This is a genomic window from Rheinheimera lutimaris (assembly GCF_013283795.1).
GTDB classification, from domain to species: Bacteria; Pseudomonadota; Gammaproteobacteria; order Enterobacterales; family Alteromonadaceae; genus Alishewanella; species Alishewanella lutimaris.
The window spans coordinates 206,917-224,331 of record NZ_JABSOD010000005.1; the positions used below are offsets into that span (position 1 = coordinate 206,917).

Genomic DNA, 17,415 nt, shown 5'->3' on the forward strand with positions numbered 1-17,415 from the left:
TAACGCCATCTTTTGCAGAGAATAAAATGACCGGGTTCTGCGCGCCACGTGCAAAATATTGCTGTTCCACGCAAATAAAACGTCAAAAAAATAACGTATCAGCTTTTGGCAAATAAATGTTGCACATCGACATCATCAAACTTTAACGGTTGCTGCTCATATTGCTCGCCGGCGCTTTGCACATAGTCGCGCCATACGTGCATTACCTGACTAAACACCGGCAAGATCTCCGGCGTATCATCGCTGATACAGGAAGCGATTTTTGTCATCAGACCGCCGAAGTAGTTAGTGCTGCCGTAGAACAAATAAAAGGTTGGATCGGATGGGTCACGGGCTGCGTTTTGCAGCAAGCGCCACTGGCTGGCAATAAAAGCTTTGGCTTGTTCCTGAGTGCAAATGTCTTCGTCAAACAGCGCCAGCCAGGCGTCAAGGGTACGGCGAAAAGCAGCAAAGTCGATTTGGTCAAAAACCGGGCTGGCATAAGCAGACAAATCCGCATAGTACGCTGTATCTATCAACTGTTGCAGCACCTGATCTTTATTTTGCGGTAAATCACTAAACAAAATATTATCCGGCTGCAGTGGCACTGCGCCGTCAATCTTTACGCCATTACTGCAATTGTAAATCTCTACTTTGCGTCCGGCTTTGCTAATCGCCTGCTCCAGCAGTTTACGTGACATATCAAATTCAGGCTTGGTAAACACATAAGGTAAAAAATTGCCCTTTGCCGGCATACCGCCGCCATGAGTTTGCTGATAGTCATACACTTCTGAGCCGTCATTACGGTAGTATGCCGACGCTTGAGAGTGGTGATGACGTACATCTGCGTACCCCAGATCAACACCAAACAGATAAAACACTTTAAAACCTAACCTTAAAGCGTAGTTTAATACCAAATTAGTCACTGTCGGGTAAGCATAACTCAGCGATGCGACATGCACGCCCTGCTTTTTCAGCCGTATATCGAAAAAATTCGTCGATGATTCACCGTCTTTAAAACACAGCAAGGTGTCTTTAAACAGCTCTGCTGTATCCGGATGAATACCGTTAACGCTGATCAGCCGGATATCCTTTAAATAATCGCTATCTTTAACCTGACTAACCCAGTTGTAAGTAGAACGGTTCTGCTCAACCTCGGCATGAAAATCCGGCTTAATGCCTTTTTTGTACAATGAATATAATGCCGTGCCGCAACTGATCAACAACACCTTGTCGCGATGTTCCTGCAAATAGCTAAAGCTGCTATCTAACGACGGGCCATTGCCCACAATAAACACCGGTAGGTTCAATGCCGGTAAATTGCGATAACTGCTGTTGTCATACTGCAAAAACTTATGTTGCTTAGCCACGCTGTTATAGGTGTGCGCGATACCGTAACGGCAATGATCATAATATTCACCCAGCGCCAACACTACTTTTAACTCAGCGCGTAAATCAGCAATCGCCTTATGCATCTTTTGGTTAAAGTAAGAGCAAAACATGTAAGTATTGGCAATAGAATAAGCGCCGACCTGGTAAAACTGCGCCATTAAATCGTAAAAGTAGGTTGAGCCATCGCCGCCCAGGTTCAGGTATATCCGCAGGCCATTTTGCTCTGCCCGCTCAAATACAGCGGCCCAATCCGTTACCTTAAGGCTGGCGGCAAAAAAGTCTAAATTAGGCTCACAAATATACAGGTTGCTGATTTGATATTGTTCGGTAAGCAACTGAATATGCTTACCCAAGCCCACACCAAAGATAATCAATGAGTCGACTTCTTGCGGTAACTGAATTTTCTGTTTCAGTTGTTTATTAATCAGCGGCTGGGTTTGCGCTATATGCGAGTAATGAATGTAGTGGCTGAATTTATCAACAGAAGTCTGACCTAACAGCACATCATCTTTATACGGCTGCCGGGTAAAATGCTCCAGCAAACGGGCCGATTCGGCCTCAAGATCCTGATAAAAAAACGCTTTGCGCTGCGGATGGTATAAATTGCTTTGGCCATTTTCATCGGTTGCCGCTTGCCAATGCGTAGTTTGATGCTTGTCTATTTCATCATGCACTTTGGGATAAAACTTCTTCAGCGCCGTCATATTGCGCCGGTATAATTCGTCGGCCGTTGCCGCAGCACCTGGCTGCTGGTTACCCAACACATTAACACTGCGTTCGGCGACATAATCATTAAAATCTTCGTAGGCGCTAAACTGCGTAGTGCTGCCCAGCAGTTGCTCCGGCCGGCCGCTGTGAGCAAATAAATGCTCTGCTACTTTATCCATCACCGGGTGACAATAATGCCGGTACAGGTAGATACGGTTAAAATCAGCAACACTGCGCAGTTCTGCCAAATCTTCGCCAACCGAGCTGCCATCATTTTCCAATTGCAGAAAAATCTGCGTGCCTGCCGCTTCTGCCGCGGCAAACAATTGCCGCCAATCATTGGCCTGCACCGAGCAAATCAGCGTATCCACATTAGGCTCATACACAATAAGATATTTAACACTGGCCTTTTGCAACAGGGCATTTATTTGGTAGCCCAGCCCCAACCCCAGCATAACCACCACATCAGGCTGCGGCGGTAAAGCCTCAACCGGCCATGGTTTGTCTGGCTGCGTTGGCATCGCGACAGTATCAAGCTCAACGTAAGGTGCATTACGGCAAAAGCTGTCGACTTCGCGCGCCACTTCAATAAACGGCGTTTCGCTGTACCAAACACGGCCGGTAGCAAAATCGACAATATTCAGCTCCGCCGCCCGGGTACAAAATACCGAGTATTGCTGCATGCTGTGTTGCTGAATTATCGGCACTACGGAGGGAATGTATTGAGATAACGCCTGAAGGTTATTATTAAAGCGCTGCTTTATGCCGGCAGCAACTTTTTGTTCAGACGCAGCTTGGGCAGCATCATCTGAGTCCAGCTGATAATTAATATACTTCAGCATGCAAGAGCCTGATTTTAATAGTTAGTTATGTTGGCCGTAGCTATGCCGGGCGCGCTGCCCTTTTTTAATTTCCAGCATGTTGCCAGCTACAGCGTCTTTATCTGCAGACAGTTTTGCCATTGTTGCCTGTAGCCAGTCAAGGTTTTGCTGCAGAAACACGGCAAAAGAGGCAATATTGTCCTGCGGGGGAGTATTTTGGCACAAGTGCTGATTTAATTGCTCAAGCAAAACAGCAACCTGAACTACATCATAGTCAGGTTGCTGTATTAAGCGGTCAATGTCGGCGCGCAAAGCTGCGCATTGTTTAACCGTTTCAGTTACCGGCATCAGGCACCAACAGCTAACGGCTGATTTTTTTGCGCCTGCAGTTGGTAACCCTTCTCACGATCACTTACCGGAATTTGATCCCAAGCGCCTTTAATGGTCAGTAAAATTTCCATTACTTCATCCAGCTTGCTGATACTTTTATCCCGGCTGGCCTGAATAAGGTGGTTAAGCATAAAATCGTATAACGAAAACAAGTTATCAGAAATCTCGCCGGCGCTCATATCCAGACAGCCCTGCAAGGCAGAAATAATATTGATGGCTTTAGAAATCGCCTCAGACTTACCGGCAAAGTCTTTGCGATCGATACAACCTTTGGCTTTGGCCATATTTTCCAGTGCGCCCTGCATCAACAGCTGAATAACACGATGTGGATCAGCTACCGCCAAATCATCTTTAATACCCACCGCTTTATAAGCTTTAATTCCGTAACTCATAACATGCCCCACTAATTCGATTTATTGGTTCCAAATCCAGGCAAACTTGCCAGTTGCGACGTTACCGTTGATGCCATATTCTGCATCGAGCCCAATAATGCATCAAGGGCGGTATAGCGTTTGCGTAGCGTTTGCTCAAAGCTTTCTATATATCGGTTAGCAGCTTCCAAATCTTTAGTGTTTTTATCTAATTGAATTTTTAACGAGTTCTCTTTACCGGCAATAATGCCGCCGGCTTCGGTAAATTGCGACATAAACTCATCTAATTTGGCACTAAGGCCGGTGTCACCGCCGAAAATAGCCGCGACGCCATCATAATTTTCATTCAGGGCACGATCAAACCGGACACGACCGGAATCAGCACCAAACGCTGACGTCGCTGCGATTTCCAACTTGCCGTCATCATTAAATGTAATGCCCATAGAGTACAAGGTCGCCAGCTCTGAACCTGACTCACCTACCACGCCACCCAACATGCCTTTAAGCTGATTCATAACAGAACGCGGCAACGAATCAGCCGCCAGCGCCCCACCCTCTGCAGTAACCGTTTTACCGTCAGAGCCCAAGGTCCGGCTTTTGGTCAGATCTGCTATTTGATCAACCAGTACGTTAAAATTATTAATAAAATTTTGAATGTTTTCTTCAGCAGCTTCTTTATCGGTAGCGATATCGACGGTGGCATTGTTACCAGCAGGTGTAACTGCTTTCACTGTCAGGCTGACGTCCTGAATAGCGTTAGTGAAAGTATTGCTGCTGTTGGTAGCAATAATGCCGTCAATTTCTATAATGGCATCCTGCGCTACCTGGCTTGCCGTTAAACCTGCTGTTGCCCCGGTGGGTACTGTTGAGATAGCATCCAGCTCAGCATTGTTATTGGTGATCACCAAATCATTGCCGGCACCGGTTTCATTTGAGGTTAACACCAGCTTGGTACCCACTGTACCACCTGCATTAATAATATTGGCATTAATACCAAAATTATCGCTCTGGGCATTAATTTGCTGCCGCAGTTGGTTTAGTGTCATACCCGCAGTTACTTCAACATCGAAGCTTTTACTGCCGGCAGTTAATGTCAGTGTACCATCAGTGGTGGAGATAACGTCATCGGCAGAGCCGTAGGCTAAATCAGCACTTTCAAGCCGGCTGCCTGATGCCAACTGGTTTACTTTTATATCAAAACTGGCTGCCACGGCGGTACCGGATGCCGATGCTTCAATATAAGTTTTATTTTCGGTGGGCTGCGTTACTGTAGCAATTCGGGCATTTAAATTATTGCCACCCAATTTTTTTATCGCATCCTGGAATGCCGACAGCGCAGACTTCAGTTGTCCAACACCGGACAGCGAGGCATTTAACGTCGTTTTAGTGGTATCAATACGGCCCAGTTTACTGTCGCGCTCGACCTTTACCAGCGTACTGACAAGCTCTTCAAGCGGTAGCCCGGAAGCCGAACCTAAAAAATTAATACCCGACATAATAACCCTCTACACTTTGCTATCGATTAACAGGCCAATGGACTGCCCCATTTCTTCCTGTAACCGCTTAATATCCTGCGCTACCTTTAACAACTCTTCTGACGGAATTTGTTTTATCAGCTCATCAGTCTCAAAGTCTACCACTTTAATCACCGAACGGCCCGACACATCATCTATCGAGAAGCTCAAGGAGCGTTGCTCTAAAGCAACCGCCTGATTGACCACATCCACTGCTTTTTGCAGTTCGGTGCGGCTTACTGCAACTTCTGGCTTGCTTTGTTGTAGTGGTGTAACTGCAACCACCGGCTCTTGCTCAATCTTTGCCGCTGGCTTAGCCGGCTTTTCCGCGTTTGGCGTATAGCTCAGCGCGGTTGAATTATTGGCGTTTATGCTGCTCATAGTCTGTTCCTTTATCGGCGCGCAGGGTGAAAGCTTTAGCTAAAGCCTTCACCACTACGCGTATTAGTTTAACCCAATAAGGACAAAGCTGCCTGTGGCCGCTGGTTAGCCTGCGCCAATACCGTAGTACTGGTTTGTTGCAGAATTTGCTGACGCGTTAATTCTGCAGTTTCACGGGCGAAATCAGTGTCACGGATCCGGCTACGTGCGCCTGATACGTTCTCTGAAATATTGGTTAAGTTACGGATCGTTGACTGGAAGCGGTTTTGGATCGCACCCAGGTCAGCACGGGTACCGTCAATTACACCAATAGCAGTATCAATCAACGCCAGAGCTGCTGAAGCACCACCTACTGAAGATACGCTCAACGCACTTAAGCCCAATGCATTGGTGCCATAGCCGCCGGTACGGGATAACTTAATGTCAATGTTCTGGCCGGCGTTTGCGCCTACCAGGAAAGACGCTGAGTAAGAACCGTTTAACAGGTTTTGCGTACCGAACTGTGTTACAGAAGCAACACGGCTCATTTCCGCTTTCAACGCTGTTACTTCTTTTTGCAGTGCAGCGCGGTCAGTTGAACTGTTAATACCGTTTTGCGACTGGATTGCCAGCGTACGAACACGTTGCAAAGAGTTAGTGATCTCTTCCATCGCGCCTTCAGCAACCTGGGCTACTGAAATACCGTCGTTGGCATTACGGGCTGCTTGATCCAAGCCATTTACCTGGCTGGTTAAGCGGTTAGAGATTTGTAAGCCAGCAGCGTCGTCAGCTGCGCTGTTAATGCGAAAACCTGAAGACAAACGCTTAAAAGCGGTATCCAGATTATTGCCTGAATTAAACAACTGACGCTGTGCGTTCAGTGACGACGTATTGGTGTTTACGTATAAAGCCATGAGTCACTCCTTAGTCCTCGGTAGCAAGCTACTTAACGACTATGATTAAAAATACGGTTATCCCGTTAATTGAGCCAAGCTGCAACTTGGCTTAACCAGTTTATCGGCCGTAACTTCTGTGACTTTAGCGAAATAATTAAAAATTTTTGTGTTTTTTGATTTAAAATAAAAAGCTATTCAATATCAGCAACATAAAGTAGCTTTGTAAAAATTTTCGGCGATATCTAGTTACCCAAGACACTTAATGCAGCCTGAGGCCGCTGATTCGCCTGTGCCAACACTGTAGTACTGCTTTGCTGAATTATTTGTGTCCGGGTAAGCTCGGTTGTCTCTCTGGCATAGTCGGTATCCCGAATGCGCCCGCGTGATGCAGAGACATTTTCACTGATATTACTCAGGTTACGGATAGTAGTAGTCAGCACATTCTGCCAGGCGCCTAAATCTGTGCGCCCAACATCAATCGCCAGAATAGCCTGATCCAAAGCCAGCAGTGAGTCTGCCGCATCATCGACCCCTAACTGCACCGCTGCGACGTTTAAACCGGTGGCACCGCTGCCATAGCCGGTTGATAAATCAATTTCAATTTTTTGGCCGGCGTTAGCGCCAATCTGAAAAATAACCGAAGGGGTACTGCCATCAAGCAGTTTAATGCCGCCAAACTCAGTATTATCGGCAATGTTTTGAATAGAAGCTGCAAGCTCATCATATTCCTGTTGAATCGCAGCAATATCTGCAGTGGTATTAATGCCGTTTTCAGATTGAATGGTCAGCACGCGCATACGTTGCAGGCTGGTGGCAATTTCGTCCATTGCGCCTTCGGTAACCTGCACCAGTGACACGGCATCGTTAGCATTACGCACCGCCTGGTCTAAACCATTTACCTGGCTGGTCAACACGTTACTAATCACCAGCCCGGCTGCATCATCTGCCGCCCGGTTAATACGAAAGCCAGAGGTAAGGCGCTCAAAGCTGGTGCTTAAGCCGCTTGTGGCATTGCTAAGCAAGCGCTGAGACGCCAGTGAAGACTGATTAGTATTGACAACTAAAGGCATAGCACTATTCCTGTCACAGCCGGTAACTACTGTGCGATAAGATAAAATTCCTGACTTAATCTTGTATCGGCCGGACAACTAATTTCTTTAATTTATTATTTAATATCAAAAAGATAAGCCGCCAAAAGGCGGCTTTGTCAGAGCGCTGAAACTTACTGTAGTAAACTTAACGCTGCCTGTGGCCGCTGGTTGGCCTGCGCCAATACCGTGGTGCTGGTTTGTTGCAATATCTGTGTACGGGTTAACTCTGCGGTTTCTTTGGCAAAGTCAGTATCGCGAATACGACTACGGGCACCGGAAACGTTTTCAGAGATATTGGTTAAGTTACGGATCGTCGATTGGAAGCGGTTTTGAATCGCACCCAGGTCAGCACGGGTACCATCTATTACACCAATAGCCGTGTCAATCAACGCTAAGGCAGCTGAAGCACCACCTACTGACGATACGCTCAGGGCGCTTAAGCCCAACGCATTTGTACCGTAGCCGCCTGTGCGTGATAATTTAATATCAATATTCTGCCCGGCATTGGCGCCGACCAAAAATGACGCTGAAAAGCCACCGGCTAACAGATTTGTTACGCCAAACTGCGTGGTTGAAGCAACCCGGCTCATTTCGGCTTTTAACGCTGTGACTTCTTTTTGCAGTGCAGCACGGTCAGTTGAACTGTTGATGCCGTTTTGCGACTGGATAGCCAGGGTTCGGATACGCTGTAAAGAGTTGGTGATCTCTTCCATCGCACCTTCGGCCACCTGAGCCAGCGAAATACCATCGTTAGCATTACGTGCTGCCTGATCCAAGCCATTTATCTGGCTGGTCAGGCGGTTAGATATTTGCAAACCGGCAGCATCATCAGCAGCGCTGTTAATACGGAAGCCGGATGATAAACGTTTAAATGCCGTATCCAGTGAGTTGCCGGAATTAAACAACTGCCGCTGGGCATTTAATGATGAAGTATTGGTATTGACATACAAAGCCATATTAACTCTCCTGATACCTAATTAAACACTAACAGCAGCCGCCTGAATGGCGATTTTTGCTATATCATCGTGCTATTTATGTATCGGAAAATAAACATAAAACTTTAGATAATTTATATAAATAAACGCTTAAACATAAAAAAATAGTGAAAATAGAAAAAGCCACTATAAAGTGGCTTTTAGAAAGTAAGTTTATTAACCTTGCAGTAAGCTCAATGCTGCCTGCGGCCGCTGGTTAGCCTGCGCCAATACTGTGGTACTGGTTTGCTGCAATATCTGTGTACGGGTTAACTCAGCCGTCTCTTTGGCAAAATCGGTATCGCGAATACGACTACGGGCACCGGAAACGTTTTCAGAGATATTGGTTAAGTTACGGATCGTCGCCTGGAAGCGGTTTTGAATCGCACCCAAGTCAGCACGGGTACCGTCAATCACACCGATAGCCGTGTCAATCAGTGCTAAGGCAGCTGAAGCACCGCCTACTGACGATACGCTCAGCGCACTTAAGCCCAACGCATTTGTACCGTAGCCACCTGTCCGTGACAATTTAATATCGATATTCTGCCCGGCATTGGCGCCCACCAGGAAAGTAGCTGAGAAGCCACCGGCCAACAAGTTCTGCGTACCAAACTGAGTGGTTGAAGCAACACGGCTCATCTCTGCTTTTAACGCCGCCACTTCTTTTTGCAGTGCAGCGCGGTCGGTTGAACTGTTGATACCGTTTTGCGACTGGATCGCCAGGGTACGAACACGCTGCAACGAGTTGGTAATTTCTTCCATCGCGCCTTCTGCTACTTGCGCCAATGAAATACCGTCGTTAGCGTTACGCGCTGCCTGATCCAAACCATTGATTTGGCTGGTCAAACGGTTAGATATTTGTAAGCCGGCGGCATCATCAGCAGCACTGTTAATACGAAAACCGGATGATAAACGTTTAAATGCCGTATCCAGTGAGTTACCGGAATTAAACAGCTGACGCTGGGCATTTAATGATGAAGTATTGGTGTTTACGTATAAAGCCATGATAGTGCTCCCAACTGTTGTTCTGTTGCGTAAACCCGGTTGTTGTTCGGGTTTATCACCTGATACTTATGTATCGGAACCGGCAGTGGAAACTTGAGTATTTTTTTACAGAATTTTACATCATTAGCGCCGGATAGCTTATCCGGCACTGCTTACTTAGCGGATATAGTCAAACAAACTTACCCCGGACACCTTAACAAAAGTATTGGAAATGGCTTCCAAGGCTATTTCCTGTTTGGTGATTTCAGTCAAAGCGGCGGCGTAATCTACCTCGGATAAATCGGCCCGGTAGGATTTATTGTTAATGGTTAAATCTTCATTAGTACCAAACACACTGTCCAGCACATTGACACGGCCACCAATAGACGACAAAGAGCTGTCAATAGTAGACGCCGAGGACGTAACCTGGGTAATAGCGTCGCTAATGGCTTCGTTAAACTCAAAACTGCTCAGGCCCGGGTTTTCCAATGCGGTAATAAACTCACCGATAGTGGTGAGAATGTTTTTCTTTTCCGGTGCTTGCAACGAAAAGTCAATCTGGCCCGGTACAGCGGCAGCGCCACTTACCGTGATAGTTAAACCGTTAAACTGAATGGGTGCATCGGCAACAAAAGCCCCGGTTACCGGCGGTACCAGAGCAACACCATTTTGCAAAATTTCATAATTTGACGGTGCGGTCAGCGCTACACTGAAATCATTATTGGCCGGCGTCAGACTGTCATAGTTTTGCTTATAAAAAGCGTCAAACTGACTTTGATCAGTTACCGAAACTTCTGCCGCAGTAGCGCCGCCGGCACTGATCACTGCCGGGGTATTTTTAAACCTGGCATCCACGTTCTCAAATACCATTTTACCGCTATCGTTGCCGGGCAAGGCAATGGTTGGCGATATTTGCAGTGCTTTTTGACCATCATCGCCCTGAAACTCATAAATGCCGGTAGCCTGGTTAAAGCTGTAACTTTGTTTTTTATCCTGAAAGCCGGAAAAAATATAACCGCCTTCAGCATTGCGGGTATTCATCAGATCCGCCAACTCTACCTGAATGTTTTTTAACTCCTGCGCCACGGCTTTTCTATCACTTTCCGTGTAAGTACCATTACCTGCGGCAATTGCCAAGGATCGCGCTTTGTCAATGGAGGTGCGCATATTGGTCAGCACGGTTTCTTCCAGTGCCAGATTGTTTTTCAGCAATACACTGTTGTTTTGAAACTGCGCCACCTGTTCCAGGTTTTGATCTAACCCCAGCACCTTAGCCGACGCTGCAGGGTCATCTGCCGGTGTTAAAATACGCGTTTGCTTAGTTAGTTGGTCCTGAGCACGGTTCATCTTGCTTTGGGTGTTTAAGATGCCATCTAAGCCGGCATTAAACTTCATATTAAAAGATAATCTCATCATTACCTCACTGCCGATAACAAGGTGTCAAACACCGTTTGCGACGTTGAAATGATCCTGGCTGCCGCCGCATAGGTTTGCTGAAACCGCACCAGGTTAGAGGCTTCCTCATCCAAACTTACACCGGATAATGACTCATACCAGGCGGTGGTTTGTTCTAACAAAGCTTTGCCGGCGGCTTCATTATTGCGTGCTTGATTAGTACGTTCGCCAATCAGGCTGACCATATCACCATAAGACTGATTGAAGCTAACCGAGTTAACGCTACCCGGCACTGACAGCGGGTTTAACCGCGTGGTTTGCGCAGTTTGCAGTGCCGACAATTCCAGACCATTGCGGTTGTCATTAAAACCGCCGTCGTTAAAGCTGATATTAAAGGTGTCACCGATAGCCGGCACCCCGGTAACCGAGAAATCAAAACCAACCGGCACCCCGGCCTGAGCAAAAATATCCTGATACTGGTTCGAGCCAAAAGCGGCCGTGGCAACAGGGTTACCCAGGTTGTCGACGATTTCAAAGGTATCGCCACCAACATAAGTCATGGTCCAGGGGCCGTTAATTAAACCAGACGGCGTATCAAAGCCATAAGCCGGTAACGTTGCCGGTGTGGTATCAGTTACCTTTAAGCCTTCAACCTGAGCATTACCCAAATTTGTTACGGTAAACTCTGTCCGCACCGGCGAGGCCAGGGCGATGTCTTCCGGCCGCGTTGTCGCCAAATTTAACGTTCTGGAGGCGGTACTCAGTGGTTTTAGTTCAAACTGATCGCCTACAGCCGGCGCGCCGGTTAAGGTAAGTTCCAGGCCGTATAAATCGCCGCCGGCATCAGCAGAACTTATAGTGACCGGAAAGCCACCGACAGGAACCACCTTATCCGAGCCAACAATTACCTCACCTTTAACATCAATAGCCTGGATCCGTACCTGGCCAGCCTCAACCGTCAGCAAAAAATCATTTGGTGGTAAACTTTCGCCCTCACCCTGCTCTATTGCTACCGTAACGGCTCCGGTGCCGGCATTGCTTGATAACGCAAAGCCACTGCTTACCGGCAGGGTAAACAAATTTCCGCCAATTTCACCGTTAAGGTTCATACCCAAGCGGTTTTGGCTGTTCATGGCGTCAGTCATCGAAAGAGCCAACTGGCCAAGCCGGTTTTGCGTTGGTACCAGAATTTCTTCTCTGAATTTCAGCAGACCACCGATTTTACCACCGAGGGCCTCGATATCGATATCACGCTCCACGCTGGTGTTCCCTGCCAATTGCAGCTTTAGATCGCGCTGTGAAGGGTCAGGATCACCGCGCAGAGTCACCAAATTAAACTGGCCGCGCTCAACCACCAATGACTGCCCCGTGCCGAGAAATACCAGCTTTTCGCCGTTATCTGCATCCAGGGTACGAATTTCCACCATTTCTGCCAGGTTTTTGATGGCCAAATCGCGTTTATCGAGCAAATCCAATGGTACCGGCCGGCTGTTGCCTGTGCCGAATGAGGCAATTTCAAGGTTTAAATCCGCAATTTGTTTGATATAACCGTTAGTTTCACTGGTGTAGATATCCAGTTGTTGGTTAACAAAGTTTTCCTGATCCAGTACCAAACTGGACAAGGTAGAGAATTTATCCAGCAATGCCTGGGAGCTGCCGATAATCAGTTGCCGGTTGGCTAAGGTAGCCGGCTCATTGTTGGCAATTTGAAACTGCTTAAACAAGTCATTAATACCGGTGGCGATGCTGTTGGCGGGGTTAGAAAACAAGGCATCAACGCGGTTGGCTTCAGTAACGTACTGCTGGGCATAGCTATAGTTAGACGTATCACGACGCAGTTGCTTTAACGTAAAATCACTGACTAAACGCTCTGTAGTGCCTTTACCTACCCCCAGACCGAGAATTTGTGATTCAAATTCAGTGCGTTGACGCACGTAGCCTTCAGTATTAATGTTGGCAATGTTATTACTGGTAGTGTTGAGTAAGGTGCTGTTAGCCAAAATAGCCGACGTGCCTATTCTCAGTAAATTGTCTGACATTGCTCTCTCCGCTGGCGCCGCTGTGCTGCGCCCATTCAGTTATTAATCGGCACCAACACTGTTTTCTTGAGTATCATCAAGCTCTGTTCTTAGCTGCTGCATAACAGGGCTTTGATATACCGCCATAATTTTTTGCGCATAAGCCGGGTCGGTGGCATAACCTGCTGCCTGCAGTTGCTCAAAATAGGCTTTTGCATCAGTCGTCACTTTTACCGCATCCTGATAACGCGCACTATTGCCGATAAAATTGACATAGTCTTGCAAGCTATGCGCCGGCGAGTCATAAGCACGGAATTTGGCTTGCTCTTTTTTCGCCACACCGCCGCGATATTCCAGCGTATCCACTACCGCCGTTTGCCCTTGCCAGCCGTTATTGGCTTTAATACCAAACAGGTTAAAGCTGTTTTCGCCTTGTGCGGTTTTAATCATCCGCTGGCCCCAACCGGTTTCCAGCGCAGCCTGCGCCACTAACGCCAATGGATCCAGCCCCAGTGCTTTGGCAGTTTGCCTTGCCGCCGGTAATAAACTTTTGACAAAATCAGCCGGGCTGCTCACTTGCCAGTCTGTCGCCGTATCATCCGGCGCGTTAACCGGCGCCGCCGCTGGTATTGCAGCTTGTACAGGGTTTGCTGTAGCGCCAGCGGTGTTTATTTTACGTGCCGGCAGAATATGCGTTGGCATCTGCAGTGTTTTTTCCGCTTTTTCTTCCGGTTTCGCACTGCCCCCCAAGGCCGGGCTTAATTGCTGCACCAGTAAATCGGCTAAACCTAAGGCGCCTTTTTGTGCCAGATCGGTAGCCATTTGGCTGTCATGCATGTCACGGTAAAATTTGGTAGTTTGACTGTTCATCATGCCGTCTACTTCAAAACCGGCATTGGCTTTTCGCATACTGCTGAGCAACATACTGAAAAAAATCGATTCAAACTGCTGTGCTGCCTGACGCAACGCCGCTTTTTCATCCTTAGCCGAATTGCTGCTGATTTGCTGCAGGCTGGCAAGGTCATGATAAGACACATTGTTGGGCGTCAGGCTCATATCAGATCACCACCAATTCGCCATGAATAGCTCCGGCTTCTTTCAGCGCTTCCAGGATGGCCATTAAATCACCGGGCGCAGCGCCTACGGCATTAACGGTACGTACTAAATCATCCAGGGTTACACCCGGGTCAAACTTAAACATCCGCGATTGATCCGGTCGCACATCAATAATAGTGTTTTCTTCAATCGCGGTCTGGCCACCAGCTAAAGCCTCAGGCTGCACTACACGGGGGTTTTCGGCAATAGTTACCGTTAAGCCGCCATGGGTTATCGCTGCCGGGAACAAACGCACCTCTTTGCCGATAACAATAGTGCCGGTACGCGAATTAATAATAATTTTGGCAGAATGATCACCAGGCTCAAAGCTGAGGTTTTCCAGCGTAGACAAATAGGACACACGCTGACTGATATCACGCGGCGCTCTTACCTGTACCGACGTCGCATCCATCGAGTAAGCGGTTTCCGGTCCCATAAAGCTGTTAATGGCCTCAGCCAGCCGCTTGGCGGTAGTAAAGTCTGAGCGCTTCAGATTAAAAGTAATAAAATCCCCCTGCGCAAAGGGTGATATCACCTCACGTTCCACCATGGCGCCATTCGGAATACGGCCGACAGTAGGTGTATTCACCAAAATACGCGAGCCATCTAACCCTTCTGCGCCCAAGCCGCTGACAATAAGGCTGCCCTGTGCCACCGCATAAACATTACCATCTAAACCGGTTAAAAAAGTTTGCATTAAGGTGCCGCCACGCAGGCTTTTTGCGCTACCAACCGACGACACAGTGATATCCAATGTTTGGCCGGGTTTAGCAAACGCCGGCAATTCGGCATGCACAGCAACAGCAGCGACGTTTTTAATTTGCGCTTTCATATTGCCGGGCAGCGTAATACCAAAGTTACTCAGCATGGTGCGAAAACTTTGCTCGGTAAACGGGCTTTGTTCACCGGTGCCGGGCAAGCCCACAACCAGGCCGTAACCGACCAGTTGGTTACTGCGTACGCCTTCAACATCTGCTACATCTTTAATACGTGCAGCATTAACCGGGCTCAGTGCCAGTAATAACAGCAACGACAACAGCGGGTACAATATGCCTTTCATTACATCTCTCCTAGAAAGGCCACAGCGGGCCGTTAAAGAACCGGCTCAACCAACCGGGTGATTGGCCACCATGGGTCGCGCCGGTGCCACTGTATTCAATGCGGGCATTGGCAATTTTGGTCGACTCTACGGTATTGTTCACATCAACGTCAGAAGAGCGGATCACCCCGGTTAAGCGGATATATTCTTTGCCGGTATTTAAGGTCAGCCATTTTTCACCGCGGATCACCAGATTACCGTTATTCAGTACCTGTAACACATTAACCGAGATATCGCCGACCAGGCTGTTGCTTTGATCGGCCTTAGCATCGCCTTTGTAATCTGATGACGAATCGGCACCAAACTGCAGCACATTGCCGGCCGCCGATACATTGCGCCCGCCAAGGCCGATTATTGGCTCAAACGAGGCAGAGCTGTCTTTTTTCATCTCAGTTTTGGCATTTTTACTGGCCTGGGTGCGCTCTTTTAACACCACGGTAATAATGTCGCCTTCATGCCGCGCTTTATTATCCGAATACAGGCTGTTGGAGTGATTTTGCGCAAACAACGAGCCGTTTTGCACCAGTGGCCGCGATGGCGGTTCGGGCATTAACGGCGCAAAGTAAGGGTCGTCGGCTTGAGGCTCCTGCAATGAAGCACAGCCTGCCAACAGCAGCACACAACATCCGGTAATAATGCGTAACATAAAGCCTCCTGTTACAGCTGCTGAATAGCAAAGCCAAGCATTTGGTCTACCGACGAAATCACTTTGGAGTTCATCTCATACACCCGCTGACTTTCAATTAAACTTACCAGCTCTTCAGTAACATTCACGTTTGAAGTTTCCAGCGCGCCCTGCACAATAATACCCAGGCCTTCCAAACCGGGAATCCCCTGCACCGGGTCGCCACTGGCGCCGGTTTCATTAAACAAGTTCTGCCCTATCGGCTCCAAACCGGCCGGGTTAATAAAATTGGTTACCGTAAGTTGGCCCAATACTGCAGGCTCTCCTTGCCCGGGCAGTTGCACAGACACCTGACCATCTTGTGACACGGTAATACTGCGCGCATCCGGCGGGATAACAATGTTTGGCTGTACCTGATAGCCGGCACCTGATGTCACAAGGTTACCTTCATCATCTACAGTAAACTGACCGTTGCGGGTATAAGATATGGTGCCGTCCGGCATCAGGATTTCAAAGAAACCATGGCCCTGTACCATCATATCCAGGCTGTTATCCGTAGTTAACATATTGCCTTGGGTAAAGTTTTTCTGTGTTGCCACCACCTTGGTACCGGCACCAATCATTAAACCGTTAGGCAACTCGGTATTTTGCGATGATGCCCCACCCGGCTGATTAACGTTTTGATACAGCAAGTCTTCAAATATCGCGCGGCTCTTTTTAAAGCCAACAGTACTGGCGTTTGCCAGGTTGTTTGAAATCACCGAGATATCACGCTGTTTGGCGTCTAAACCGGTTTTACTGATCCATAATGCTGGATGCATGTGTGCCTCCCGGGGCCTGCGCCCTTCGCTTATTCAGCTTATTAGCCGACTATTCTGAGTAACTGATTTTGCTGACGGTCCATCTCTTCAGCGCTTTTCATCATCTTTACCTGCAGCTCAAACTGACGCTGCAGGCTTATCATATAAGTCATCTCGCCTATCGCATTGACATTGCTGCTCTCAATGGCGCCTTTAAGCAGGCTGACATCCACTGCAGCTTCCGCAATCTGGCCGTCTTTACGCCGGAACAAGCCGTCGTTGCCTTTTTCCATCTCGCTGTTCAGCGGCCGTACCAACTTAATTCTGCCGGCCGGCACAATAGCATCAGCAGGTGCGCCTTGCGGTAACACACTGATGGTGCCATCCAGTGCAATCTCCACTTTTGCCAGTGGTACCGGTAACTGGATCGGGCCGTCATCGCCCATTACCGGCAAACCGGATGAGGTTTCCAACATGCCGGTAGCACTGATCTGCAAATTGCCGCCGCGGGTGTAGGCTTCGTTACCGTCCGGTGCCTGTACAGCCAGCCAGCCATCGCCCTGAATGGCAACGTCTAACTCGCGTTCAGTCATAATAATTGCGCCGGCGTCAAAGTTTTGACCTGGTTGCTCCGTCAACGAGAACACGCGGGTGGGCAAACCTTCACCAAAGGCCTGCATCGATCTGGCCTGTTCAAAATCGGCTTTGAAGCCTACAGTGCCGGTATTGGCCAGGTTATTGGCCCGTACCGCAATACTGTTCATATTTTCTTTGGCACCGCTCATGGCGATATATAACAGACGATCCATCACGTGCTCCGCAGATAAAAACTATGTGTTTTATCTAGCAATAACCAGGCCAAAAAAAAGACCTGCATCATGCAGGCCTTTTTTAAACACGTTT

At 48.1% G+C, this 17,415-nt stretch carries 16 protein-coding genes; all 16 read right to left on the bottom strand.

Going from position 1 to position 17,415, the window contains the following annotated elements; translation table 11 throughout:
- Positions 1-98: 98 nt before the first annotated feature.
- Positions 99-2,921, bottom strand: a complete 2,823-nt coding sequence (locus HRH59_RS07010) for a motility associated factor glycosyltransferase family protein (RefSeq protein ID WP_173500557.1) — start codon at positions 2,919-2,921, stop codon at positions 99-101.
- A 21-nt stretch (positions 2,922-2,942) separates the two neighbouring features.
- Entirely contained in the window at positions 2,943-3,248 is a 306-nt protein-coding gene (locus tag HRH59_RS07015) for a hypothetical protein (RefSeq protein WP_173500558.1), read from the bottom strand.
- Positions 3,248-3,682, bottom strand: a complete 435-nt coding sequence (fliS, locus tag HRH59_RS07020; RefSeq protein WP_173500559.1) for a flagellar export chaperone FliS — start codon at positions 3,680-3,682, stop codon at positions 3,248-3,250. The genes HRH59_RS07015 and fliS overlap by 1 nt, the downstream gene beginning before the upstream one ends.
- Positions 3,683-3,693: 11 nt before the next feature.
- Positions 3,694-5,157, bottom strand: a complete 1,464-nt coding sequence (gene fliD, locus HRH59_RS07025; RefSeq protein ID WP_173500560.1) for a flagellar filament capping protein FliD — start codon at positions 5,155-5,157, stop codon at positions 3,694-3,696.
- A 9-nt stretch (positions 5,158-5,166) separates the two neighbouring features.
- The gene (locus tag HRH59_RS07030; RefSeq protein WP_173500561.1) at positions 5,167-5,556 is read right to left on the bottom strand and encodes a flagellar protein FlaG; all 390 of its coding nucleotides are present in this window, start codon (positions 5,554-5,556) and stop codon (positions 5,167-5,169) included.
- Positions 5,557-5,624: 68 nt separating this feature from the next.
- Entirely contained in the window at positions 5,625-6,449 is an 825-nt protein-coding gene (locus tag HRH59_RS07035; RefSeq protein WP_173500562.1) for a flagellin N-terminal helical domain-containing protein, read from the bottom strand.
- Positions 6,450-6,673: 224 nt separating this feature from the next.
- Complete coding sequence (locus HRH59_RS07040; protein ID WP_173500563.1) at positions 6,674-7,501, bottom strand: flagellin N-terminal helical domain-containing protein; 828 nt, start codon at positions 7,499-7,501, stop codon at positions 6,674-6,676.
- A 152-nt stretch (positions 7,502-7,653) separates the two neighbouring features.
- Entirely contained in the window at positions 7,654-8,478 is an 825-nt protein-coding gene (locus HRH59_RS07045) for a flagellin N-terminal helical domain-containing protein (RefSeq protein ID WP_173500564.1), read from the bottom strand.
- Positions 8,479-8,673: 195 nt separating this feature from the next.
- Positions 8,674-9,501: a flagellin N-terminal helical domain-containing protein gene (locus HRH59_RS07050; RefSeq protein WP_173500565.1), complete on the bottom strand. Its 828-nt coding sequence runs from the start codon at positions 9,499-9,501 to the stop codon at positions 8,674-8,676.
- Positions 9,502-9,657: 156 nt separating this feature from the next.
- Positions 9,658-10,896, bottom strand: coding sequence for a flagellar hook-associated protein FlgL (gene flgL, locus HRH59_RS07055; RefSeq protein ID WP_231702419.1), 1,239 nt, complete (start codon positions 10,894-10,896; stop codon positions 9,658-9,660).
- Positions 10,896-12,914 carry a flagellar hook-associated protein FlgK gene (flgK, locus tag HRH59_RS07060; protein ID WP_173500566.1) on the bottom strand — a complete coding sequence of 673 codons (2,019 nt, stop codon included), beginning with the start codon at positions 12,912-12,914 and terminating at the stop codon, positions 10,896-10,898. The genes flgL and flgK overlap by 1 nt, the downstream gene beginning before the upstream one ends.
- Before the next feature lie 42 nt (positions 12,915-12,956).
- The gene (gene flgJ, locus HRH59_RS07065) at positions 12,957-13,949 is read right to left on the bottom strand and encodes a flagellar assembly peptidoglycan hydrolase FlgJ (protein WP_173500567.1); all 993 of its coding nucleotides are present in this window, start codon (positions 13,947-13,949) and stop codon (positions 12,957-12,959) included.
- Position 13,950: 1 nt separating this feature from the next.
- Positions 13,951-15,048, bottom strand: a complete 1,098-nt coding sequence (locus HRH59_RS07070) for a flagellar basal body P-ring protein FlgI (RefSeq protein ID WP_173500568.1) — start codon at positions 15,046-15,048, stop codon at positions 13,951-13,953.
- A 10-nt stretch (positions 15,049-15,058) separates the two neighbouring features.
- The gene (flgH, locus tag HRH59_RS07075) at positions 15,059-15,733 is read right to left on the bottom strand and encodes a flagellar basal body L-ring protein FlgH (RefSeq protein ID WP_173500569.1); all 675 of its coding nucleotides are present in this window, start codon (positions 15,731-15,733) and stop codon (positions 15,059-15,061) included.
- An 11-nt stretch (positions 15,734-15,744) separates the two neighbouring features.
- Positions 15,745-16,533 (bottom strand): flagellar basal-body rod protein FlgG, encoded by a 789-nt coding sequence (gene flgG, locus HRH59_RS07080; protein ID WP_173500570.1) that lies wholly within the window; start codon positions 16,531-16,533, stop codon positions 15,745-15,747.
- A 41-nt stretch (positions 16,534-16,574) separates the two neighbouring features.
- Positions 16,575-17,321 (bottom strand): flagellar basal body rod protein FlgF, encoded by a 747-nt coding sequence (locus HRH59_RS07085; RefSeq protein ID WP_173500571.1) that lies wholly within the window; start codon positions 17,319-17,321, stop codon positions 16,575-16,577.
- Positions 17,322-17,415 lie beyond the last annotated feature (94 nt).